Consider the following 23,903-nt stretch of genomic DNA (forward strand, 5'->3'; position numbering starts at 1 on the left):
CAGCAACGGATATGTACACAACCAAAGCCCCCGTCACCGCAGCACCGGATATGCACACAACCAAAGCCCCCGCTACCGCAGCACCGGATATGTACTCAATCACCCCCCAAACACATCCCTGAGAAACCCCGGCGCGATATACCGCTGATAATGCGCCTCGGACAAAATAAAAAACTCCCGGTCAATCGCATCCCGCAGCTCAGGCAACCCCCACTCCCGAAACTCCGGCATCAACACCATGCCATACGCTTCCAGATGGGTAATAACCCGCGCCCCCCGGGCAATCAACTGATAGGCCCAGCAGTACTCCGACTGATGCGGCACAAACCGAATCTTGCGCTGCTCCAGCTGCCCACGCAGCATTTTGGGGTCAAACACCTCAAGCTTCCCCGCCATCACCTGCACCAACAACTGCTCCAGCCTCAGCCAAACCGCACGTTTTTCCTCCTCGTTGTAACCGTTCCACTGAATCACCTCATGGTGAAACCGCTTACACCCCCGGCACACAAGATCGCCGTAAACCGTGGAGCACAGCCCGACGCAAGGGGTCTTGATGGTTTGGTTAGACATGGTCGACAACGCACAAATCAGCGAAACAGTTGCACATGTTAGCCCTTTGTCTAACGTTCATCACCCCGCAAACTTGGCGAGGCAACTTACGTTTAGAAATTTTTTGCCGTAGAATCACCCGGCCTTGTAAGGCGCCAATAATCCGTTGGAAGCTGTTTTCAAAGCGTCACGAGCACAGTCGTTCCTAAAGAACGGTGTTGGCGATGGTTATTTACCCGGTAAATAGCCAGCGCCAACCCTCATCAGCTCCGTTCTGCAGGCGTAAAACTTTGAAAGCAGCTTCTGTGAGGATTGCCGGCAGCGCTGGCTCTACGGCTCAAAAAGCCCCCGAGCGCATGCGTGCCGTGCATTTCTGGATGAGCGTCCCGTGGGACCACTGATGAGGGTAATAACTGTGCTTGAAGCCTACCGCAAACATATCGAAGAGCGTGCAGCCCTGGGTATCGTTCCCCAGCCGCTTAATGCCGAACAAACCGCAGGCCTGGTCGAGCTGCTGAAAAATCCCCCGGCTGGCGAAGAAGAATTCCTCGTTGACCTGATCACCAACCGCATTCCACCAGGCGTTGACGAAGCTGCCTACGTCAAGGCCGGTTTCCTGTCTGCCCTGGCCAAGGGCGAAGCCACTTCTCCCCTGATCGACAAGAAACGCGCTGTTGAACTGCTCGGCACCATGCAAGGCGGCTACAACATCGTGACCCTGGTCGACCTGCTGGACGACGCCACCCTGGCCCCCGTCGCTGCCGCCCAACTCAAGCACACCCTGTTGATGTTCGATGCGTTCCACGACGTCGCCGAGAAAGCCAAGAACGGCAACGAACACGCCAAAGCCGTGATCCAGTCCTGGGCCGACGGCGAGTGGTTCAAGAACCGTCCGACCCTGGCCGACAAGATCAGCCTGCGCGTGTTCAAGGTCACCGGCGAAACCAACACCGACGACCTGTCCCCTGCCCCGGACGCCTGGTCCCGTCCTGACATCCCGCTGCACGCCCTGGCCATGCTGAAAATGGCCCGTGAAGGCATCGTGCCGGATGAGCAAGGCAAGACCGGCCCGATGAAGCAGATTGAAGAAATGCGCGGCCAAGGCTTCCCGATCGCCTACGTCGGTGACGTGGTCGGTACCGGTTCGTCGCGTAAATCGGCCACCAACTCGGTGCTGTGGTTCTTCGGCGACGACGTTCCGTTTGTTCCGAACAAGCGTGCTGGCGGTTTCTGCTTCGGCAGCAAGATCGCTCCGATCTTCTACAACACCATGGAAGATGCCGGCGCACTGCCCATCGAGTTCGACGTCACCAACATGAACATGGGCGACGTGATCGACCTGTACCCGCATGCTGGCAAAGTCACCAAGCACAACAGCGATGAAGTCCTGACCACCTTCGAAATGAAGACCCCGGTCCTGTTGGACGAAGTCCGTGCCGGCGGTCGTATCCCGCTGATCATCGGCCGTGGCCTGACCGAGAAGGCTCGCGTTGAGCTGGGTCTGCCACCTTCGACCCTGTTCAAACTGCCGGAAGCCCCGGCTGAAAGCGACAAGGGCTACACCCTGGCGCAGAAAATGGTCGGCAAGGCGTGCGGCGTGACTGGCGTTCGTCCAGGCACCTACTGCGAACCGAAGATGACCACCGTCGGCTCCCAGGACACCACCGGTCCTATGACCCGTGACGAACTGAAAGACCTGGCGTGCCTGGGCTTCTCCACCGATCTGGTCATGCAGTCGTTCTGCCACACCGCGGCTTACCCTAAGCCGATCGACGTGACCACCCACCACACCCTGCCTGACTTCATCATGACCCGTGGCGGTGTATCGCTGCGTCCAGGCGACGGCATCATCCACAGCTGGCTGAACCGCATGCTGCTGCCGGACACCGTCGGTACCGGTGGTGACTCCCACACCCGTTTCCCAATGGGCATTTCGTTCCCGGCCGGTTCCGGCCTGGTAGCGTTCGCCGCAGCCACTGGCGTTATGCCGCTGGACATGCCGGAATCGATCCTGGTGCGCTTCAAAGGCGAAATGCAACCGGGCATCACCCTGCGTGACCTGGTTCACGCCATTCCTTACTACGCGATCCAGGCTGGCCTGCTGACCGTAGAAAAGAAAGGCAAGAAGAACGCCTTCTCCGGCCGCATCCTGGAAATCGAAGGCCTGGACAACCTGAGCATCGAACAAGCCTTCGAGCTGTCCGACGCCTCGGCTGAACGTTCGGCTGCCGGTTGCACCATCAAGCTGTCGAAAGAATCCATCACCGAGTACCTGAACTCCAACATCACCCTGCTGCGCTGGATGATCGGTGAAGGCTACGGCGATGCACGTACCCTGGAACGTCGTGCCCAAGCGATGGAAGCCTGGGTTGCCAACCCTGAGCTGATGGTTGCCGATGCTGACGCCGAATACGCCGAAATCATCGAGATCGACCTGGCCGACATCAAAGAGCCTGTGCTCTGCGCGCCAAACGATCCGGATGACGCCCGTCTGCTGTCGTCGGTACAAGGCGAGAAGATCGACGAAGTGTTCATCGGTTCGTGCATGACCAACATCGGTCACTTCCGCGCTGCCGGTAAGCTGCTGGATCAGGTCAAGGGTCAGCTGCCAACCCGTCTGTGGCTGTCGCCGCCGACCAAGATGGACGCTCACCAACTGACCGAAGAAGGCTACTACGGCATCTACGGCAAAGCTGGCGCGCGCATGGAAATGCCGGGCTGCTCGCTGTGCATGGGTAACCAGGCACGTGTAGAGCCGAACTCGACAGTAGTGTCGACGTCGACCCGTAACTTCCCGAACCGTCTGGGTGACGGCGCGAACGTCTACCTGGCTTCGGCCGAGCTGGCGTCGGTGGCCTCGATCCTGGGTCGCCTGCCGACCGTCGAGGAGTACATGGAGTACGCCGCGAAGATCAACACCATGGCCAGCGACGTGTATCGCTACCTGAGTTTTGACCAGATCGCCGAGTTCCGTGAAGCCGCTGCAAACGCCAACATCCCGGTCATTCAAGCCTAAGGCTTAATTTCCGGTCAGAAAAACGCCGCGTATCGTCAGATGCGCGGCGTTTTTTTATGCGCCTCGATTGAGGCCCACACCTTGTCCTGTGCCTGAGTGCACGGCGCGCCTTGCGGGTGCGACTGGATCGTAGCGATTACCGCGCGCAACTCGGCTTTGCTTTGGTCCATACGGGCCTGAAGCGCTTCGATCTGCGCAATTCTGCCTTCAAGCTTCAAGACGATATCGGCGCGTTTGGCTGCGTTCGGTGAATCATCCGGCATCAGCGCCTTCAATTCCTGCAAGCTGAAACCCGCCCGCTGAGCGCCCTGGATCAACTGCAGCGTCTGCAATGTCTGCGTGGGATACCGGCGATAGCCATTACCTTGGCGTTCAACCTGGATCAGCCCCTGCGCCTCATAGAACCGAATCTTCGAAGCCGCCAACCCGCTGCGTTCTGCCAACTCACCGATATTCATAGCCAACCCCCTTGACCTTAAAGTGACCTTTAAGCTTAGCCTGAGCGCTCCCCTTGTGAGGAGTCAAGCATGTCGCCCTTTGAAGCGTTGCAATTGCCCAACGGCCAGGTCATCGGTAACCGCATCGCCAAAGCGGCGATGGAAGAGAACATGGCGGATGTGAACCAGGCGCCTTCCGAAGCCCTGATGCGCCTGTACCAAGCCTGGGCCGAAGGCGAACCCGGCCTGATCCTGACCGGCAACGTGATGATCGACCGCCGCGCCATGACCGGCCCCGGCGGCGTGGTGCTGGAAGACGAACGCCACCTGGACACGTTTCGCCAGTGGGCCTCGATTGGGCGGGCCAAGGGCGCGCAGCTCTGGGTGCAGCTCAACCATCCGGGCCGCCAGACCATGGCCAACCTCGGCCAGCAAGCATTGGCGCCTTCGGCGGTGTCCCTTGACCTGGGTGGTTTTTCGAAGATGTTCGCCCAGCCCAAAGCGATGACCGAAGAGGATATCCAGGACATCATCACGCGCTTCGCCACCAGCGCACGCCTGGCGGAAAAGGCCGGCTTCAGCGGGGCGCAGGTTCACGCCGCCCACGGCTACCTGCTCAGCCAGTTTCTCTCCCCCTTGAGCAACCAGCGCACAGACCGCTGGGGCGGCGCCGTGGAAAACCGTGCCCGGCTGCTGCTGGAAGTGATCAAGGCCGTGCGCGCCGCCGTGAGCACGGACTTCTGCGTGGCGGTAAAACTCAACTCTGCGGACTTCCAGCGCGGCGGCTTTGATGCCGACGACGCCCGCGCCGTGGTCGAGTTGCTCAACCCACTGGCCATCGACCTGCTGGAGCTGTCGGGCGGCAGCTACGAAGCCCCGGCCATGCAAGGCGAGGCCCGGGATGGGCGCACCCTGGCCCGCGAAGCCTATTTCATCGAGATGGCCAGCGACCTGGCGAAAGTCGCCCGCATGCCGGTGATGGTCACCGGCGGCATCCGGCGCTTGCCGATCGTGCAGCAAGTACTGGACAGCGGCATCGCCATGGCCGGGATCGCCACCGCCCTGACCCTGGAGCCGCACCTGATCAAGCAATGGCGCGCCGGCCGTGACCTCAACCCGCAATTGCCGCCGATCCGCTGGAAGCGCAAAACCCTCGCCAGCCTCGCGAGCATGGCCGTGGTGCGTTACCAGTTGCGCCGCCTGAGCCATGGCCGCCAGCCGAACCCCGGGGTTGCGCCGCTGCTGGCCTTGATCAAGGACCAACTGTTTATCGCCCGGCGCACCCGCCAATATCGAGCGGCAATGACCAAATCTTCACATTGACCGGGGAGCATTCACCGTCATGGAACTGTCCTCTACTGATCAGCAGCTTTTTACCCTCACTGACGATTGGAGTTCTTCATGGCGAAAATCACCCTGGCCCAGCAATTGGCGACCACCCTTGAACAGGCGGGCATCAAGCGCATCTGGGGCCTGACCGGCGACAGCCTCAACGGCCTGACCGACGCCCTGCGCACCATGGACAGCATCGAGTGGATGCACGTGCGCCACGAAGAAGTGGCCGCGTTCGCCGCCGGTGCCGAAGCCGCCGCCACCGGCGAACTCACGGTGTGCGCCGGCAGTTGCGGCCCCGGCAACCTGCATTTGATCAACGGCCTGTTCGACTGCCATCGCAACCATGTGCCGGTGCTGGCCATCGCGGCGCAGATCCCCTCCTCCGAGATCGGCCTGAACTACTTTCAGGAAACCCATCCCCAGGAACTGTTCAAAGAGTGCAGCCACTTTATCGAACTGGTGACCAACCCCGCGCAGATGCCCCAGGTGCTGCACCGGGCCATGCGCTCGGCGATCCTCAATCGCGGCGTGGCGGTGGTGGTGATTCCCGGCGATGTGTCGCTGCTGGAAGTCGAAGACACGTTCAAACCGTGGCCGGCCCTCCTGGCCCCGCGCACGCTGCCGGCGGAACAGGACCTGCAACGCCTCACCGAGATCCTCCAACACAGCGGCAAAGTCACCCTGCTGTGCGGCAGTGGCTGTGCCGGCGCCCACGATGACGTGGTGGCCCTGGCCGACGCCCTCGGCGCGCCCGTGGTGCATGCCCTGCGCGGCAAGGAACACGTGGAGTGGGACAACCCCTTCGACGTCGGCATGACCGGCCTGATCGGCTTCAGCTCCGGCTACCACGCCATGCTCAACTGCGACACGCTGATCATGCTCGGCACCGACTTCCCGTATCGCCAGTTCTACCCCACCGACGCGAAGATCATCCAGGTCGACCGCAACCCACAGGCCCTGGGCCGCCGTGCCACCCTGGACCTGGGGATTGCTGCAGACGTCAGCGAAACCATCCAGGCGCTGCTGCCGCGCCTGACCCGCAAGACCGACCGCAGCTTCCTCGAAACCTCCCTCAAGCATTACGAGAAAGCGCGCCAGGGCCTGGATGACCTGGCTGAGCCGTCAAAGGCCGGCCGCCCAATCCACCCGCAATACGTTGCGCGCCTGCTCAGCGAACTGGCGGACGACGACGCAATCTTCACCGCTGACGTTGGCTCGCCTACGGTATGGGCGGCGCGCTACCTGAAAATGAATGGCAAGCGCCGGCTGATCGGCTCGTTCAACCACGGCTCGATGGCCAACGCCATGCCCCAGGCCATCGGCGCCCAAGCGGCGTTTCCGGGGCGCCAGGTGATTTCCATGTCCGGCGACGGCGGCTTCACCATGCTGATGGGTGACTTCATTACCCTGGCCCAGCTGAACCTGCCGGTGAAACTGGTGGTGTTCAACAACTCGTCCCTGGGCTTTGTGGCCATGGAGATGAAAGCCGCCGGCTACCTGGACACCGGCACCGAGCTGAAAAACCCGGACTTTGCCGCCATGTCCAACGCCATGGGCATCCTCGGCATTCGCGTCGAACAGTCCGAAGACCTCGAACCGGCCCTGCGCCGCGCCTTGGCCCACGACGGCCCGGTACTGGTGGACGTGGTCACCGCCACCCAGGAACTGGTGATGCCGCCGAGCATCAAGCTGGAGCAGGCCAAGGGCTTCAGCCTGTACATGCTCAAGGCCGTGATGAGTGGGCGCGGTGATGAAGTGATCGAACTGGCGCGGACCAACTGGTTGCGTTAATAGCGCCGTAGCGGCTGACCGTAGGCAAAAAAAGACCCCGCGTAAAAAGCGGGGTCTTTTTTCGTGCGGCCTATCAACCGTGCTGTTTTTCCACCCACTTGGCGTAGGCATCGATAAACGCCTGCAAAAACGGCTGGGTCTTTTCCGAGACCTTGCCTGACTCGTCGAACACACTGCCCGCGCCGCCCAGGTAGGCCTCCGGTTGCTGCATGCACGGCACATCGAGGAACACCAGGGACTGGCGCAAATGGTGGTTGGCCCCAAAACCGCCGATGGCACCCGGCGATACGCTGATCACTGCACCCGGCTTGCCGCTCCAGACACTTTGGCCATAAGGGCGCGAACCGACGTCAATCGCATTCTTCAATGCACCCGGTACGGAGCGGTTGTATTCGGGGGTCACAAACAGCACCGCGTCGGATGAACGCACGTGTTGGCGAAAAGTACTGTAGGCTGCCGGCGGTGCAGCACCGTCGATGTCCTCGTTGTAGAGCGGTAAATCGCCAATTTCGACAATGTTCAACGTGAGGTTGGCGGGCGCCAACTCGGCCAATGCCAGGGCAACCTTGCGGTTGATCGACTCTTTTCTCAAGCTGCCGACCAGTACGGCAATCGTGTAGACCTTGCTCATTGGGGTTTCCCGGTTTCTGACTTAAGGAGTTTGTAGTTATAGAGCCTGCACGGCGCGATCACCAGCCTGTTTTTGCAATCCCCATGGACGTTCACACCGCAGATGGACTTGTAGGTAATGTCTGAAAAAGTCAACGAATAGTATTTTTTTTCCATAGGTAAACTACCCCGCTCTCCTACGGTCTACAGAACCGCAAATCGAGTGTTTATCTCCAGAGGTTCTAAACAGATGGCAGCAGTACTTGTCGGACAGTTCCATGCCAGAGACGCGGAAGGCCGCGTTTATTCCGTGCATGAGTTCCAGGAATCCAACCCGCCCCTCGACGGCCTGGCTGGCTCGGCGCCCACCACGACCTACAAGCTGGCCATTGGCGACCGCGTAGAAAAACTGGATGGCGATGAGTTCAGATTGATCCAGTCGGGCACCATCATCACCCGCGAATCCGCAACGACCCACGCTTCATAAGACTTCATTCCCCATAGGCGATATCCACATTATCGCCGACGCCTCCCAGTGTCCGGTCCTTGCCGAACGAGAACAGATCAAAGTGGGTTTTGGCCTGGCTGGGAGGAGAGTGGTACTGATAGGCCACGCCCCAAGGGTCAGTCAGCAGGTCGTCACTCTGCAGGTACGGCCCTCGCCACCTTGCTTCGCCCTCAGGCTTGACCCTCAACACAGCCAAACCTTCGTCGTCCGACGGATACCGCCCCACATCCTGATGAAACTGCTCCACCGCCTTGCCCAGTTCTTTCAACTGGACCTTGGCCGTGGCGATTTCCGACTGGGTCACGTCGCCAAAGATCCGCGGCCCTACCGCAATCGCCAGCACGCCGATCACCAACACCACCACCAGCACGTCCCATAACGAAAACCCGCGCGTGTCTGTTTTACCGAGCATCGATAAGGCTCCCCCATGGATCCCTTGGTTGATACGCCCTTTGTATGACCTGCTGATGGCAGGTGCCAGGGGGCTTGATCGTGCAAGTCTAGTTGGGCCGTTCCCGCGTCGGGTCTTTTTTCCACACCCGGGCCCAAGCCATTGAATCCACGTCGCACTGAACATAGACTCCGGCCATGCGTTTACGTCATATCGAAGTCATTCAAGCGATTTTGCAGACCGGACACCTCGGCACCGCCGCCGAATGGTTGCAACTCCCCGTGGCCGAGGTGGACGCGACCCTCAAGGATGCCGAGCTGCAACTGGGTTTCATGCTGTTCGCCAGTGTGCGCGGACGCTTGCAGGCCACCCGGGAAACCCTTGAGCTGCAGGGCGAAATCGCCCGCCTCTACGCCGCCCTTGAACCGGTGCAACGCCTGGCCAGCAGCCTCAAGCACCATCATGCCCCGCCGCTGCGCGCGCTGTGCACCCCGCCGCTGGCCAATCAACTGCTGCCCCAGGCGATCGCCGTGCTGCGCCGACGTTTTCAAGACACACCATGCAACCTCTCCAGCCACTCCACCCGGGACATCGTCAAAAGCCTGCTGCTGCACGAAGCGGACCTGGGCCTGAGCCTGCATGACCCGGAGCACCCGCAAATCCACAGCACCCCACTGGCCCACGGCAAGTTGCAATTGCTCGCGCCCCACGGCTGGCTGAAGCCACGGCAGAAGTACATTGCGCTGCAGGAGCTGGCCGGGCAGTCGATGATCGGTCTGGAAGGCCAGGACCCGCTGAGCCGCCTGCTGGACAGCAAGCTGCAAGCCCTGCGCCCGCTGCCGGTGGTGCAGACGCGCGTGCAGACCTACCAGATGATGCGCAGCATGGTGGAAGCCGGGGAAGGTCTGGCGATTGTCGATCCGTTTACCGCCACCGGTGCACGGGAGGCCGGGCTGGATGCTTGCCCGTTGTCACCACCGATTCCGGTGACCTTGTATGCGTTGACGCTGAAAGGCAGCGAGGCGTCGCCCGCCTTGAATGCGTTGCTGGAGATTGTCACCGAGAAGGCCGAAAGCCTGCTGACAAACACACTCTCCTGACCAACAGAGATAAAAATGTGGGAGCTGGCTTGCCTGCGATGCAGACACTGCGGTGTATCAGTAACACTGAGGTGAAGCTATCGCAGGCAAGCCAGCTCCCACACTGAATCAGCGCCCGGCTTCAGACCGCCTCCAATTCCGATTTGAACAACCGATACCAGAAAATCGCCACCTCGCGGGTCTGCGGATCGATCCCGCGATAGCGCAGGTGGTCGATCCCGCCCATCACATACCCGCAACGCTCATACAACCGGCAGGCGCCGAGGTTGTTGTTCTGGGTCTCCAGCATCATCCCCGGCAGGTTCTTCTTGCGGCTCCAGAACTGCGCCACGTCGAGCAACGCCTTGGCCACCCCGTGGCGCCGCGCGGGCAGTACCACCGCCAGCTCATCCACATGGGCAAAGCCATTCCAGTTGGTGCTGACCACAATGTGCCCCACGGGCCGGTCATCCAGGTACGCCATGAACACCGCACTGTCGGCGGCGCCACGGAAGCTGGCGAACTCTTCGGGGTCGATGCCGTAGCATTTGCGGTACGGCACGATACCTTCGACCGCCCACTGATCGACACGCTTGCCCATTTCCGGCACGCCATAGGCGCTGACTTCAAAGCTGAAGTCGTTCCCCCACACGTAGGCGTCAAATCCTTCGTCAGCCACCCGGACACTCAAGCCCGGGTACTTCGGGTTCATTACAGCTTGCATAAACATTCTTAACCCTTGATGCAGTCGACGGTGTAACAACGACCCTTGCCGTCATCTTCGTGTTGCAGTCCATGCACATCCGCGACAAAGCCGGGGAAACTGCTATCGAACGTCCTGGCAAATGCCAGGTAATCAATGATCGAGCGCGTCGATTCGGTGAAACGCTCACCGGGCATGATCAATGGAATGCCCGGCGGATAAGGCACCAGCATGACCGCTGCGACGCGTCCTGGCAAAGCGTCGATGGACACCGCCTCGACGTCGCCCTTGACCAACAGGTCGTAGGCATCAGCCGGTTTCATGGCGATTTCCGGCAACACGGTGTACATCCGCTTCAGGTGTTTGGCCGTGGCATTGCTGCGGTAGCAGCCGTGCAACTGGTCGCACAAGTCCTTCAAGCCCAGGCCCTGATACCGCACCGGCCCCTGCGCAAATACCGAGGGCAAACAGCTGGCGAGGCTTACGTTGGCGTCATAACTGCGCTTGAATTCCAGCAGTTCGGTCAGCAGGGTACTCCACTTGCCTTTGGTGATGCCCATGGAAAACAGTACCAGGAACGAATACAAGCCGGTCTTTTCCACCACCAGCCCGCGTTCCCAGAGGAATTTGCTGACCACCGCCGCCGGGATTCCGCAGTCGCTCAGGGCCCCGCCGGCGTTCAGGCCGGGCATCACCAGGGTGACCTTGATGGGGTCCAGCAGCACGTAGTCTTCGGCAATGTCGCCAAAGCCATGCCAGTCGGCCTGGGGTTGCAGCAGCCAGTCCGCCGTCACCACCCGGTCAATGCCCGCCACCGACGGCGGCTGCCAGATGGAAAACCACCAGTCTTCGGCGGCAATGTGCTGGCGCAGGTTGGCCAGGGCACGCCGGAAGCTCAGGGCCTCGTCAAACATCTCTTGCAGCAACGAACGCCCCGCCGGGCCTTCCATCATGGCGGAGGCCACGTCCAGGGAGGCAATGATGCTGTACTGCGGCGACGTGGAAATATGCATCATGAACGCTTCGTTGAAGCGGTCACGGTCGAGCTTGCGCACACCGCCATCCTGCACGTGGATCATCGAGGCTTGGCTGAACGCCGCCAGCAGCTTGTGGGTGGAGTGGGTGGTGAACACCAGCGGGCTGTCGGGCGTGCGCGAGGTGCCCATGCCATAGCGACCGGCGAAGAACTCGTGAAACGCCGCGTAGGCGTACCAGGCTTCGTCAAAGTGCAGCACCTCGACGCTGTTGCCCAGTTGCTGCTTGATCAGCTCGGCGTTGTAGCACAGGCCGTCGTAGGTGGAATTGGTCACCACGGCCAGCTTGACCTTGGCGGGTCGGCCTCGGGTCAGCGGGCTGGCGTCGATCTTGGCGCGGATCGACTCGGGGCTGAACTCGCTCAGGGGAATCGGGCCGATGATCCCCAGTTCGTTGCGCTCCGGGCACAGGTACAGCGGGATGGCCCCGGTCATGATGATCGAATGCAACACCGACTTGTGGCAGTTGCGGTCAACCAGCACCAGGTCGTCGCGGCCCACCATGGAGTGCCAGACGATCTTGTTCGCGGTAGAGGTGCCGTTGATCACGAAGTAGGTGTGGTCGGCGCCGAAGTTACGCGCTGCACGGGCTTCGGCCTCGGCCAGCGGCCCGGTGTGGTCCAGCAGCGAGCCCAGTTCCGGCACCGACACCGACAAGTCCGAACGCAGGGTGTTTTCCCCGAAGAACTGATGAAACGCCTGCCCCACCGGGCTCTTGCGATAGGCCACGCCACCGCCGTGGCCGGGGGTGTGCCAGGAATAATTGGAGTCCGCCGTGTGCTGTACCAGGGCCTTGAAGAAGGGCGGCAACAGGCCATCGAGGTAAGCCCGCGCCGCCCGGGCCACTTGCCGGGCGAGAAACGGCACGGTGTCTTCAAACAGGTAAAGAATGCCCCGCAGCTGGTTGAGCTCGCTCATGGCGTCGGCCGGGGCATTTTCCAGGGTGACTTGCTCACCAAGGGCGAAGATCGGCAGGTTCGGCGCCCGTACCCGTGCCAGGCGGATCAGCTCCACCATGTTTTGCATCAGGTGGGTATTTTCCCCGGCGCCTTCGGCGGCGATCAGCATGCAGGCCAAGCCATGATGGGTCGAAGCCACCAGGCGACCCTCGGCATAGTCCACCGCCGAAAAAATACTGAAGCCCTCCTGTTCCAGCTCCCGGGCGATGCCCCGGACGCGGTCGCCGGCAACGGTGTCGGCCTTGATGTCGCGGTGTACGATCAGAACCGGGAACTTCAGGTCTTTGTACATGAGCGCTGGGCGTCCTGAGGGCTATGCCTTCAGGGTAGAAGCTTGGGGCCGATGTGGCGAATGAAGATATTCAAGCGGCCGTCATAACGCGCCATCAATGACCTCCCGCAGCACTCGCGCCGCCTCCATGGCCTGCTGGCGAGTCGCCAGATTGGTGAAGCCCATCAACAGGCCTTGCTGGCCCCCCGTCTCGATGCTCCAGCCCGACAGCGCCTGAATCCCCAGGCCCGCCTGGGCGGCTGCCACCGCAACCACCTGATCAGCGACGTCCACCCGCAACCGCGCCAACAAGTTGATTCCGCCTGACTGCTCGTCCACCTGCAACAACGCCCCGCACTGGCTGGCCAGTGCATCCACCAGAAACCCGCGGCGCTGGGTGTAGAGCTGGCGCATCTTTTTCAGGTGACGGGTGAAATGCCCCTGGTCGAGAAAATCGGCGGTGGTGGCTTGCAGCAACTCGGCACTGCGGTTTTGCAAGACGCGGGCACTGGCTTCAAAGGTGGGGAGCAACCCTTGGGGCACCACCAGGTAGCCCAGGCGCAACCCCGGGAACAGCATTTTGCTGAAGCTGCCCGAGTAGATCACCCGATCGCCGCGGTCCTGACTCTTGAGCGCCGCCAGGGGCTGGCCTTTGTAACGGAACTCGCTGTCGTAGTCGTCTTCCACCACCCAGCCGCCATGGGCCTGTGCCCAGTCGAGCAAGCCCGCACGCCGGCTGGCGCTGAGGGCCACACCCAGCGGGCTTTGGTGGGCCGGGGTGACAATCGCCAACCTGGCACCGGGTGCGCGCCGTGCGCCCTCCTCCACATCCATCCCGTCACGGTCCACCGGAACCGGTACCAACCTCACCCCCAGGTGCAACAGCAGGTGTCGCGCATGCAAATAGCCGGGGTCTTCGAACCAGCACGCCTGGCCTGCCATCTGCAGCGCATCACACACCAGGGCGAGGCACGCCGAGTAACCGGCACACACGAACACCTGCTCCGGCGAGCACTCCACGCCCCGGTACAGCGCGAGGTAGTGCGCAATCGCCACACGCAGCACCCGGGCGCCACGCACGTCGCCCATGGCCAGGCTGTTCACGTCGACACGGCGCACCTGCCGGGTCACCAGGCGTGCCCACAACTTGCGCGGAAAGCTATCGAGGGCCGGCAAGCCCAGCTGCAACAGGCGCGGCGCGGACGTTGGCGCCGTCACTTCAGGTTCTACCGGCGGTGATTTGATCTGCCGCTGCGCCAGCGCATCGGCCACCACGGTCCCCGCTTGCCCGCGCGCCCGGAAAAACCCTTCGCTGATCAACAACTGATAAGCCGTCTCCACCGTACCCCGGGCCACTTTCAGTTCCTGGGCCAGGCTGCGCACCGACGGCACCCGTTCGCCGGGGCGCAGTTGGCCCTGGTCGATGGCCTGGCGAAAGCGCCGGTAGATCTCCTGGTATTTGGGCAGTGACGACATGGGTATCCGGCTCGCAGTGAATCAGCCCCGGAGTCTGATCTTGTCCCAACCCGCTTGTCCATTCTTGGCCCTATTGACCCGGTGCCCCGGCCGCCACACTGGCGCCATCACTTCACCTCAGTAAGGAGCACCCCATGCAACACCATCTCGACTACGCCCAAGCAGCACCCGCCGGCTACAAGGCCCTTGGCTCGGTGCACAGCTACATCCACGGTTGCGGCCTGGAGAAGGAATTGATTGACCTGGTGTACCTGCGGGTTTCCCAGCTTAACGGCTGTGCCTACTGCCTGGACTCACATTCCCGGGACCTGCTCAAACAGGGCGTAAGCCTGGAAAAACTGATGCTGCTGGCCGCCTGGCGCGAAGCCTTGCCGTTGTTCACCCCACGGGAACGCGCCGCCCTGGCCTGGGCCGAATCGGTCACCCAGGTCGCCCAAACCGAGGTGCCAGACGCGGATTACGCCGAGGCCACGGCCCTTTTCGATACCAAGGAAATCGCCGACCTGACCCTGGCCGTCGCCCTGATGAACGCCCTGAACCGCGTCGCCATCAGCTTTCGCAAAGTGCCGGCAGCGGTGAAAGCGCACGTGGAGCATGGCCACCATGAATGACTCCGTAGAGTTCGTGCACATCGAAACCGACGCCGATGGCCTGGCCTGCTTTGCCGTGATGCAGCAACTGCGGCCAAAGCTCGACGACCCGCAGGCCTTTCTCCGGCAGATCCAGCGCCAGCGGGAAAACGGCTACCGCCTGTTGGCCGCCCGGGAAAACGGCCAGGTGCTCGGCCTGGCCGGTTACCGCCTGACAGAAAACCTGCTGTATGGCCGCTTCATCTACGTCGATGACCTGGTGGTGGATGCCACCCTGCAACGTCGGCGCCTGGGCGAACGCCTGCTGGATCAGGTCCGCCAGCACACCCGCAGCCTGGGTTATCGCTACCTGGTGCTGGACACCGGCATGCACATGGCCCTGGCCCAACGCTTCTATTTCCGCCAGGGCCTGCTGCCACTGGGGATGCATTTTTCCCAGGACCTGAGCCAATGACCCGCGCCCTGCTGCTGAGCTTCAGCCCCCACGGCAAGGCCGCCCAGACCTTCCGCCTGGCCCGCGCCCTGCTCCATGAACAGGCGCCGCACGCCGAAGTGACCGAACGCGACTACGGCGGCCGGGCCCTGCCACCCCTGAGCCGCGAATACGCCAACGCCCTGACCACCCCAGGCGGGCTCAGTGGCCCGGCAACGGCGCTGTCCGAGCAACTGATCGTTGAGCTGGAAGCCTGCGACCTGTTGATGATCTGCACCCCGGTGCACAACTTCGCCGTACCGGCGGCGCTCAAGGGCTGGATCGATCATGTGGTGCGCATCCACCGCAGTTTTACGGTGAACCCGCAGTTTGAAAAAGTCGGCTTGCTCAAGGACCGGCCCACCTTTGTGCTGGTGAGTTCCGCAAGCTCACGGAAAAACCGTGAGCCCGACTTCCTCACGCCCTACCTGCAGACGATCCTCGGCACCGTGGGCATTCACTCCGTGGAGTTTGCCTACCTGGGCGCCATGGTCCGTGGTGAAGCGGCCGTGCAGCGCAGTCTGGAACAGGCCCATGAGCAGTTGTCCGGGGCTTTTTACCGGCAGGCGGGCGGCCAAGTGCCAATCAGCTCTGGCGCGTAAGATGAATGGCGCTAGAATCAGCGCCATTTCCTCGCCCGCCTCCCTGACACGAGCCCCCCATGAGCTTTGATTTCGACACGATCCACTCCCGCCTCGGCACCGGCAGCACCAAGTGGAGTCGTTACCCGCAAGACGTCCTGCCGATGTGGATTGCCGACATGGACATTGCCGCACCGCCGGCCGTGCTTGAGGCGCTGCACCAGCGTCTCGACCAGCAGATCCTCGGCTACAGCGTGGCCTGCGAGGGCGTGCGTGAAGCGATCGTCGCCGACCTGTGGGCCAAGTACGCCTGGCGCGTACAGCCCGATGAGCTGCTGTTCCTGCCAGGGGTCGAACCGGGTTTCAACATGGCGCTGCATGGGTTTGTGCAGCCCGGCCAACCGGTGGTGTTGCAAACCCCCAACTATCGGCCGATCCGCCTGGCCCCCGGCCACTGGAACCTGCCAAAGATCGAAGTGCCGTTTGAGCTGAGCGCCGAGGGCGAGTACCTCACGCCAATGCCGGCAATGCGTGAGGCACTTAAAGGCGCGGGTGCGCTGCTGTTGAGCAACCCCCACAACCCGATGGGCAAGGTGTTCCCCCGTGAAGAACTGCTGGCCGTGGCCAGCGCCTGCCTCGACCACGGCGCGCTGATCGTCTCCGACGAGATCCACGCCGAGCTGTGCTTTGACGGCCGCCGGCATATCCCCACCGCCAGCCTCAGCCCCGAGATCGCCCAGCGCACCATCACCCTGATGTCGGCGAGCAAGGCGTATAACGTCGCCGGGCTGAAGACCTGCTTTGCGGTGATCCAGAACCCCGAGATTCGCGAACGTTTCAACCTCGCCCGTTGCGGCATGGTCGACAGCGTCAGCCCCCTGGGCCTGGAAGCCACCCGTGCCGCCTACAGCCAGTGCGGCGACTGGCTCGACGCGCTGGTGGCGTACCTGCAAGCCAACCGTGATTACCTGCTGAACGCCGTGCAAACCCGCCTGCCCGGCGTGGTGATGCAGGCGCCCCAAGGCACTTACCTGGCCTGGCTCGATTGCAGTGCCCTGGGCCTGGACGACCCGCAACGGTTCTTCCTGGAGCAGGCCAAGGTCGGCTTGAGCGCCGGGATTGAATTCGGCGACGACAGCCAGCAGTTCGTACGCCTGAACTTCGGCTGCCCACGGGCCATGCTGGAGGAAGGCATTGCCCGCCTGGAACGCAGCCTGCGTCACCGTTAAGGCTCAATTCACAACTTTTCGCAACGACCGCCGAACCCCTGCTGTTACTGTTTTTATTGATGCGTCCCACCCGTAACAACAGGAGTTCCATGGCATGACGACCCAGCCGCTCAACCGCTCGTCCGACCCCAAAGCCCTTCCCGTTGCGCCGCCCAAGTCTGGCGCGGCGTTCCATGTGCTGCTCAAGAACAGCGCCAACAACAAGAAGGTGGAGGCCGGCGATAAAACCGCGCAAGGGCTGGCTGCCAGCAAGGAACAAGGTTATGAACTGGCCGCCAAGGACGCCGCACCGCCGACGAGCCTGGGTGACTACAAGGCCATCGGCCCGGCGGACGAAGTCGGCCCCGGCCTGATTCGGTATGAAACCCAGGACGGCAAGAAAGTCATCGTCAGCGAGAAAGACAGCCCCGACCTGTTCAAGCAGGTCAGCGCCGACTTCAAGGCATTGTCCGGCGTCAACGCCAGCGAAGCCGCCGGCTACCAGCGCCTGGGCGGCGACGCCACGGCCCCGGAAAAGCTCGGCGACTACAAATCCCTCGGCCCGCCCGACGAAACCGGCCCGGGTGTGATTCGCTACGAAACCCAGGACGGCAACAAGTTCGTCATCAGCCAGCGGGACAACCCCGAAGCGTTCCAGAAAGCCAAGGAAGCCTACGAGAGCTTCACGGGCCTGGCCACCAGCGAAGACGCCGGCTACAAACGCGCCGGCGACAACGAAGTGTGGCCGCCCTATGCCGGCACCACGGTCGGCCCCGAAGGTGAAGTCGGCCCGGGCCTGATCCGCTTTGAAAGCAATGGCCAGAAAATGGTCGTGGCCCGGGACGACAACCCCAAGCTGTTCGACTACCTGGCGGGCCTGCACGAGGTCTACACCCACCCGGACAAAAAGGCCGCCGTAGAGTCAGCCCTCAACGACGGCTCCACCCTGGCCGACGCCAACACCCAGGCACCCGAACTCAACGACTACAAGGGCTTCGGCTGGATCGAAGGCCAGCAAGGCAATGTGCTGACCTATGAGACCCACGACGGCACCAAGGTCGTGGTGTCGGCCGATGTCAGCCCGGAACTGTTCAAAAGCGTGGCCACCGCCCAGGACACCTGGAGCAAGATCCACTCCAGCGAAGACGCCGGCTACAAGCTGGCCGGGCCGGATGATTTCCTGAAAAACACCGACATCACCTTCGGCTCCCCCGATGAACTGGGGGACGGCCTCATCCGCTATGAAACCAGCGAAGGCAAGGTGATCGTCTCCAAGGAACTCAGCCCGCAGCTGTATGACGAGGTGGTGGCGAAATGGGAAGCCTCGAGCGCCGCCAGCGTCGACGAAACCCGCGCCAAGTACAACCTGCCGAGCAACGACGAACTGGACGTGCTCAACCTCGACACCGGGGTGCACGCCGACAAGGACGACGATAAATCGCCGACCCAGAGCGTCAGTGAACTGGCCACCACCGAACTGATCGACACCTACCGCGCCGGCGTCAAGGACGGCTCGATTCCCAAGGACGACCCGCGCGCCAAACTGGTCCGTGCCCTGGAAGCCCAGGCCGCCTACCAGAACGGCCACGGCATCACCGGCTACGAAGAAGCCAAGCGTCCGTTCAACACCACCTGGCGCGAGTTCGATGACAAGCAAACCGAACTCACCTCCGCCGACATGCACGACATCATCGACGGCAAGGCCGTGCAGCAGCAGATCGGCGAACTGTTCCAGGACCCGACCGTGCAGGCCGACTACAAAACCAAGATGGACGACGCCATCAGTCACCTGTCCAACAAGGACGAGATCAAACAGAAGCTCCTCGACCTGACCAACAACCCGGACTACGTGCTCTACCTCAAGGACCTGCAAAACCAGGGCAAGAGCCACGAAGCCCAGCAAGACCTGAGCAACACCCTCACCTCGCTGTCGCTGTTCGACCCGGAAGCCGCCACCAAGGCCGCGCAAAATATCCAGGCCGACGGCCTCACCACCGACCTCAACCAGATCCTCTCGGACCCGAGCAAAATCTCCGACGAGAACAAGGAACTGGCCACCAAAGACCTGTTCGGCCTGCTCAAGGGCGTGCTCAAGGGCAACCTGCTGGACCTGCCGCGGCGCAGCCAGGAAGTGCTGGAGAAATTCCTCAACGAAGGCCTGGAGGGCAAGGAGAAATCCTCGGCCGTGACCAAGGCCCTGGAAGAGCTCGGCGACGTCTACAAGAACAGCGGCACCATCAGCGAAGCCGACGTGAAAACCGCCCTGAGCAAACCGTATATCCCGGTGGCGGACCGCGGCATGCTCGGCGAGGTGTTCAACACCCTCAACAGCAAAGGCATTCTCGGTTCGATGGGCGCCGGTGTCAGCCTGTTCTCGGGGATTTACCAACTGGTGGGCAAAGGCGGCAAGCTTGGCGAGACCCCGGCCCAACGCATGACCATCGCCAAGGATTTCATGAGCTTTGCCGGCGGCGCGAGCCACTTCGTCAGGCTCGGCGACAAGATCGGCGAGGCCCTGGGCAAGGGCGGCCTGGTGAATTTCCTCGGCCTGGACAAAACCCTGCCGGAAATCTGGGGCAAGGAAGGTGCGGCCGGCAAAGTCATCGACTTCAGCAAGCCCACCGAGATCGACTCAAAGGTCAGCAAGGAGATCTCCGCAGCCCTGGACGCAGTGCCCGACAGCCAGTACGACGGCGTCGCCAAGCTGTTTGGCGAAGGTGACAAAGCCGTCACCGAAGCCACTGAAGGCCTCGCCACCCACCTGGACGACGGCCTTGCCGCCGCAGGGGCCGCCAAGTTGGGCGCCTCCCAATCGGCAAAAATCGCCGGTTCCGTGATCAAGGTGCTGGGCCCGGCCACGGATATTGCCGGTGGTTTTGCCGATATCGTGCTGGGCGCCCTGGCGATCAAAAGTGGCGTGGCCAGCAAAGACCCCTTGGCCCAGGCCGCGGGTGGTTTGCAAGTGGCAGGCGGTGCGTTCGGCGCGTCGGCCGGGGTATTGGGGGCGGCGGCGCTGTTTGGCGCAGGCACGGCGGCAGCGCTGACCGGGCCATTGTTTCTGGTGGGTGTGGTGTTGGCGGTGGTGGGCGGGATCATCGGTTACTTCGTCGACCACAACAAAAAACAGAAGGCCACCGAGAAAGAAAACGACTGGTACCGCGACCTGGCCGGCGACGGCTTATTGCAGGACAACTGGGCAGACAAAGTCGAATACGCCCACTACGAAATTCACCACTACCACGGCCGCGACACGCCGACCGATGACAGCCTGTTCCGCTTCCAGCAATCGGAGTGGGAGCACTTCGACTCCACCCCCCAAAGCGGCGGCTCGTCGAGCAACCGGCTGGATGGGGATTTGCACAAGGACTACAAAGACCCGAGTGAAAAGCCCAAGGAACTGCCGGATGCGTCGGGTGAGAAGCCTGGGTCACGTCCGTCTGGAGGCGGCCCTCGGCTCAACTAAATCGACACAAATCAGTGTGGGAGCTGGCTTGCCTGCGATAGCGATGTATCAGTCGACAAATAGGTCGACTGACACTCCGTCATCGCAGGCAAGCCAGCTCCCACATTTGGATTGGGTTCACAACTGGATTGCAGTTACAGCTTGGCGATCGACACTTCGGTCGACTTCACAAAGGCAATCACTTCACTGCCCACCTTCAATTCCAGATCGCGCACCGAGCGCGTGGTGATCACTGACGTCACGATCCCCGACGCGGTTTGCACGTCGATCTCGGACACCACTTCGCCGATCAGGATTTCCTTGATCACGCCCTTGAACTGGTTGCGCACGTTGATCGCTTTAATGGTCATGTCGGCTTTCCTTTGGTCTGTTGGGTCAATCCGCACGAATGCGCAGGCCCTCAAAGTGCCCCATTCGCCAGAACAACAAAAGGAATATATAACTCTTTATTTATTCCATAAAGACATATGAAGACTGTTGCCCAGCCAACAGTGATTCAACAAAGTGCCCGCCTCCCCACTTCCCCAAACGCCTCGTAGCCGCTGTCGAGCCTAAGCGAGGCTGCGTCAGCGGTCTGTCTGAGACACCGCGAACGCAGCCTCGCCCGGGCTCGACGGCTGCTGCGCAGAGCATTGTCCAACAGCGCGAAAGACGACTGGCACAGAGGCTGCATATTCCTATAACGCATGATGGAACATGCCATATGAATTTTCTGAATATAAGAAAAGCCTTCTCTTTCCCGCCTTGTCCGGAGCTGTTCCATGAAACCCTTCGTCAACACCCTGTTGGGCGCCTGCGCCCTTGCCCTCGGCCTGCAACCTCTGGCCCATGCAGCAGAAACCGACCCTGCGCAGGTCAACCTGGACTACGCCTATTACTCCCCGGTGAGCCTGGTGCTCAAGCACTTCGGCTGGCTCGAAGAAGCACTGCCCCACACCAAGGTCGGCTGGGTCTTGAGCCAGGGCAGCAACCGCTCGCTGGAATACCTCAACAGCGGCGGCGTGGATTTCGCCTCGTCCGCCAGCCTCTCGGCGGTATTGAGCCGGGCCAATGGCAGCCCGATCAAGTCGGTGTACGTCTACAGCCGCGCCGAGTGGACCGCGCTGGTGGTGCGCAAGGATTCAACCTTCACAAGCGTCAGCGACCTCAAGGGCAAGAAAATCGCCGCCACCAAAGGCACCGACCCGTACCTGTTCACCCTGCGTAGCCTGCAGAAGGCCGGCCTGACCAAGGACGACGTGGAGTTGGTGCACCTGCAACACCCGGACGGCCGTACTGCCCTGGAGAAAGGGGATGTGGACGCCTGGGCCGGTCTCGACCCGCACATGGCCGCCAGCGAAATCCAGGCCGGTTCCCGTCTGCTGTACCGCAACAAGGACTTCAACAGCTACGGCGTAATCAGCGTGACCGACCAGTACGCCAAGGAACATCCACAGACCATCGCCAAGGTGCTGGGCGCCTATGAAAAAGCCCGTGGCTGGGCAGTCAAGCACCCCGACGAGTTCGCCAAACTGCTGGCTGACGAATCCGGCCTGCCCCTGGACGTGGCCAAGCTGCAACTGTCGCGGACTGACTTGAGCAGCCCGTTGCTGACGGCGCAGGACGTGGTGTCATCCAAGGCCGCCGCGCCGATCCTGGTGTCTGAAGAACTGGTGCGCCGTGGCGTGAATGTGGATCAGGTCATCGACCAGTTGATCGACCCCCGCTTCGGCCAGGCCTTGCCTCGTCCATAAGGGGAGCGTCATGAGCAGCAAAAGCGAAGCCCTGCCGGTCCCACGGGCACCCACGGTCACTGTCCAGCGCAGCGCCTGGCCACGGCGGCTCAAGGGCCTGGCGTTGCCGGTGCTGATCCTGGTGATCCTCGAAGGGGTGGTGCGCCTCGGCTGGCTGCCGTCCTACCAGATGCCGGCGCCCAGCGAGATCGCCGTCACCCTCACCGACCTCGCCGAAGGCGCGCTGTGGAAACACATCAGCGCGAGCTTGCTGCGGGTGCTGCTGGGGTTCGCCATCGGCGCCAGCCTGGCCCTGGTGTTTGCCGCCTGGGTTGGTTTGAGCCGCGAGGCCGAGGCGTACCTGGAACCGACCTTCGCCGGCCTGCGCTCGATCCCGAGCCTGGCCTGGGTGCCGCTGTTGTTGCTGTGGCTGGGCATTGATGAAACCTCGAAGATCGTGCTGATTGCCATCGGTGCGTTCTTTCCGGTGTACCTCAATGGCGTCGCGGCGATTCGCGACATCGACCGCAAGCTGGTGGAAGTCGGCCAGATGTATGGCTTCAGCCGCACGCGCCTGGTGCGCCGCATCCTGTTGCCTGCCGCCCTGCCCGGCTTGTTCACCGGTTTGCGCAGCGGTTTGAGCCTGGCCTGGATGTTCCTGGTGGCGGCCGAATTGATCGCCGCCACCAAGGGCCTGGGCTACCTGCTCAGCGATGGCCGGGAAACCTCGCGGCCCGATATCGTGCTGGCGGCGATCATCGTGCTGGCCCTGCTGGGCAAGATCAGCGACGGCCTGTTGGCCGCCCTGGAAAAACGCTGCCTGGCCTGGCGCGACACCTTCAACGGCCAAGGCCCGGAGAATTGAGCATGAGCGAACCGCTGCTGGATATTCGCGTCGAGCGTAAAAGCTTTGGCGCAACCACCGTGCTGACCCACGTCCACCTGGCCTTGCAACCCCGGGAAGCGGTGAGTTTGCTGGGCCCCAGCGGCTGCGGCAAAAGCACCTTGCTGCGGATCGTTGCCGGGCTGGAAAACGACTATCAGGGCGAGCTGTTGCAAGGCGCTGGGGAGGTCGCGTTTGTGTTCCAGGAACCGCGCCTGATGCCCTGGCTGACGGTGGAGCAAAACATCGGCTTCAGCGATGACGGCGGCTATGACCGGGCCTGGGTGGCGCAGTTGATCGATGAGGTGGGCCTTAGCGGCTTTGGCCAGGCGTTGCCCAAAGCGTTGTCGGGCGGGATGGCGCAACGGGTGGCCATCGCCCGTGGGCTGTATTCGCGGCCGCAGGTGTTGCTGCTGGACGAACCGTTCAGCGCGGTGGATGCGTTTACCCGCATGAAGCTGCAGGACCTGCTGCTGCAATTGGCTGAACACCACGGGATCGCCCTGTTGCTGGTGACCCACGATGTGGACGAGGCGCTGTACCTGAGCGACCGGGTGCTGGTGATGGACAACCGGCCCAGCAGTATTCGCCAGGAACTGGCGGTGGGGCTGGCGCATCCGCGGGACCGGCGGGATCCGCTGTTGGCAAGGCTCAAGGCATTGGCGTTGACCGAGTTGCAGCGGGCGCATGTGATCTGAAAAGCACGTGTTGGGGGTTAAGTCAGGCTGGGGGCATATCCGTTATTTAGGTAACGGCGGCTATGGGTTCCGCCCTTACGGCGGGTCACTTTTGGAAAAGAGCCCCAAAAGTAACCAAAAGGGCTCTTGCCCCACCCC

Annotated in this window: 21 protein-coding genes; 13 read left to right on the forward strand and 8 right to left on the reverse strand. The window is 62.1% G+C overall.

The window, feature by feature from the left end:
* Nucleotides 1–99 precede the first annotated feature (99 nt).
* Entirely contained in the window at nt 100–570 is a 471-nt protein-coding gene (locus HX855_RS29615) for a DUF1289 domain-containing protein (protein ID WP_177090438.1), read from the reverse strand.
* A 394-nt stretch (nt 571–964) separates the two neighbouring features.
* On the opposite strand from HX855_RS29615, the gene acnB reads away from it, so the two are divergent.
* Nucleotides 965–3,565: a bifunctional aconitate hydratase 2/2-methylisocitrate dehydratase gene (gene acnB, locus HX855_RS29620; protein ID WP_177090442.1), complete on the forward strand. Its 2,601-nt coding sequence runs from the start codon at nt 965–967 to the stop codon at nt 3,563–3,565.
* Between the two features lie 35 nt (nt 3,566–3,600).
* On the opposite strand, the gene HX855_RS29625 is transcribed toward acnB, so the two are convergent.
* Nucleotides 3,601–4,023, reverse strand: coding sequence for a MerR family transcriptional regulator (locus HX855_RS29625; protein ID WP_177090436.1), 423 nt, complete (start codon nt 4,021–4,023; stop codon nt 3,601–3,603).
* Nucleotides 4,024–4,092: 69 nt separating this feature from the next.
* Between HX855_RS29625 and HX855_RS29630 the strand changes: the two genes are divergently transcribed.
* Nucleotides 4,093–5,325 (forward strand): NADH:flavin oxidoreductase/NADH oxidase family protein, encoded by a 1,233-nt coding sequence (locus HX855_RS29630; protein WP_177090434.1) that lies wholly within the window; start codon nt 4,093–4,095, stop codon nt 5,323–5,325.
* A gap of 78 nt (nt 5,326–5,403) precedes the next feature.
* A complete protein-coding gene (gene poxB, locus HX855_RS29635) occupies nt 5,404–7,128 on the forward strand; it encodes a ubiquinone-dependent pyruvate dehydrogenase (protein ID WP_177090432.1) in 1,725 nt (574 codons plus the stop codon).
* A 73-nt stretch (nt 7,129–7,201) separates the two neighbouring features.
* On the opposite strand, the gene HX855_RS29640 is transcribed toward poxB, so the two are convergent.
* On the reverse strand, nt 7,202–7,759 hold the full coding sequence (locus tag HX855_RS29640; RefSeq protein WP_177090430.1) for an NADPH-dependent FMN reductase: 558 nt from the start codon (nt 7,757–7,759) through the stop codon (nt 7,202–7,204).
* 228 nt (nt 7,760–7,987) lie between these two features.
* On the opposite strand from HX855_RS29640, the gene HX855_RS29645 reads away from it, so the two are divergent.
* Nucleotides 7,988–8,224: a hypothetical protein gene (locus HX855_RS29645; RefSeq protein ID WP_076013376.1), complete on the forward strand. Its 237-nt coding sequence runs from the start codon at nt 7,988–7,990 to the stop codon at nt 8,222–8,224.
* A gap of 4 nt (nt 8,225–8,228) precedes the next feature.
* Here the strand turns inward: HX855_RS29645 and gspG are convergent, their stop codons facing one another.
* Nucleotides 8,229–8,657, reverse strand: a complete 429-nt coding sequence (gspG, locus tag HX855_RS29650) for a type II secretion system major pseudopilin GspG (protein WP_177090428.1) — start codon at nt 8,655–8,657, stop codon at nt 8,229–8,231.
* A 176-nt stretch (nt 8,658–8,833) separates the two neighbouring features.
* On the opposite strand from gspG, the gene HX855_RS29655 reads away from it, so the two are divergent.
* Nucleotides 8,834–9,736: a LysR substrate-binding domain-containing protein gene (locus HX855_RS29655; RefSeq protein WP_177090426.1), complete on the forward strand. Its 903-nt coding sequence runs from the start codon at nt 8,834–8,836 to the stop codon at nt 9,734–9,736.
* Nucleotides 9,737–9,857: 121 nt separating this feature from the next.
* Here the strand turns inward: HX855_RS29655 and HX855_RS29660 are convergent, their stop codons facing one another.
* From HX855_RS29660 to HX855_RS29670, 3 genes are all read right to left on the reverse strand, one after another.
* Entirely contained in the window at nt 9,858–10,427 is a 570-nt protein-coding gene (locus HX855_RS29660) for a GNAT family N-acetyltransferase (protein ID WP_177090440.1), read from the reverse strand.
* A 20-nt stretch (nt 10,428–10,447) separates the two neighbouring features.
* Entirely contained in the window at nt 10,448–12,703 is a 2,256-nt protein-coding gene (locus HX855_RS29665; RefSeq protein ID WP_177090424.1) for an Orn/Lys/Arg decarboxylase N-terminal domain-containing protein, read from the reverse strand.
* Nucleotides 12,704–12,784: 81 nt separating this feature from the next.
* Nucleotides 12,785–14,158, reverse strand: coding sequence for a PLP-dependent aminotransferase family protein (locus tag HX855_RS29670; protein ID WP_177090423.1), 1,374 nt, complete (start codon nt 14,156–14,158; stop codon nt 12,785–12,787).
* Nucleotides 14,159–14,292: 134 nt separating this feature from the next.
* On the opposite strand from HX855_RS29670, the gene HX855_RS29675 reads away from it, so the two are divergent.
* The 5 genes from HX855_RS29675 to HX855_RS29695 all read left to right on the forward strand — a co-directional run bounded on the left by HX855_RS29675 (nt 14,293) and on the right by HX855_RS29695 (nt 20,472).
* Nucleotides 14,293–14,769 (forward strand): carboxymuconolactone decarboxylase family protein, encoded by a 477-nt coding sequence (locus HX855_RS29675; protein ID WP_177090421.1) that lies wholly within the window; start codon nt 14,293–14,295, stop codon nt 14,767–14,769.
* Complete coding sequence (locus HX855_RS29680; protein WP_177090419.1) at nt 14,762–15,202, forward strand: GNAT family N-acetyltransferase; 441 nt, start codon at nt 14,762–14,764, stop codon at nt 15,200–15,202. The genes HX855_RS29675 and HX855_RS29680 overlap by 8 nt, the downstream gene beginning before the upstream one ends.
* On the forward strand, nt 15,199–15,822 hold the full coding sequence (locus HX855_RS29685; protein ID WP_177090417.1) for an FMN-dependent NADH-azoreductase: 624 nt from the start codon (nt 15,199–15,201) through the stop codon (nt 15,820–15,822). The genes HX855_RS29680 and HX855_RS29685 overlap by 4 nt, the downstream gene beginning before the upstream one ends.
* Before the next feature lie 59 nt (nt 15,823–15,881).
* Nucleotides 15,882–17,030 (forward strand): MalY/PatB family protein, encoded by a 1,149-nt coding sequence (locus HX855_RS29690; protein ID WP_177090415.1) that lies wholly within the window; start codon nt 15,882–15,884, stop codon nt 17,028–17,030.
* A gap of 94 nt (nt 17,031–17,124) precedes the next feature.
* Nucleotides 17,125–20,472 carry a hypothetical protein gene (locus HX855_RS29695; protein WP_177090414.1) on the forward strand — a complete coding sequence of 1,116 codons (3,348 nt, stop codon included), beginning with the start codon at nt 17,125–17,127 and terminating at the stop codon, nt 20,470–20,472.
* A gap of 134 nt (nt 20,473–20,606) precedes the next feature.
* Here HX855_RS29695 and HX855_RS29700 read toward each other — a convergent pair whose 3' ends face one another.
* Nucleotides 20,607–20,822: a molybdopterin-binding protein gene (locus HX855_RS29700; protein WP_003217010.1), complete on the reverse strand. Its 216-nt coding sequence runs from the start codon at nt 20,820–20,822 to the stop codon at nt 20,607–20,609.
* 411 nt (nt 20,823–21,233) lie between these two features.
* Between HX855_RS29700 and HX855_RS29705 the strand changes: the two genes are divergently transcribed.
* The 3 genes from HX855_RS29705 to HX855_RS29715 are packed head-to-tail and all read left to right on the forward strand — an operon-like array spanning nt 21,234 to nt 23,765.
* Nucleotides 21,234–22,205: an aliphatic sulfonate ABC transporter substrate-binding protein gene (locus HX855_RS29705; RefSeq protein WP_177090412.1), complete on the forward strand. Its 972-nt coding sequence runs from the start codon at nt 21,234–21,236 to the stop codon at nt 22,203–22,205.
* A 10-nt stretch (nt 22,206–22,215) separates the two neighbouring features.
* A complete protein-coding gene (locus tag HX855_RS29710) occupies nt 22,216–23,049 on the forward strand; it encodes an ABC transporter permease (RefSeq protein ID WP_177090410.1) in 834 nt (277 codons plus the stop codon).
* A 2-nt stretch (nt 23,050–23,051) separates the two neighbouring features.
* Nucleotides 23,052–23,765 carry an ABC transporter ATP-binding protein gene (locus HX855_RS29715; RefSeq protein ID WP_177090408.1) on the forward strand — a complete coding sequence of 238 codons (714 nt, stop codon included), beginning with the start codon at nt 23,052–23,054 and terminating at the stop codon, nt 23,763–23,765.
* The last annotated feature ends 138 nt before the right edge of the window (nt 23,766–23,903 follow it).

It is taken from the genome of Pseudomonas sp. IPO3778, from assembly GCF_013386825.1.
Lineage (GTDB): Bacteria > Pseudomonadota > Gammaproteobacteria > Pseudomonadales > Pseudomonadaceae > Aquipseudomonas.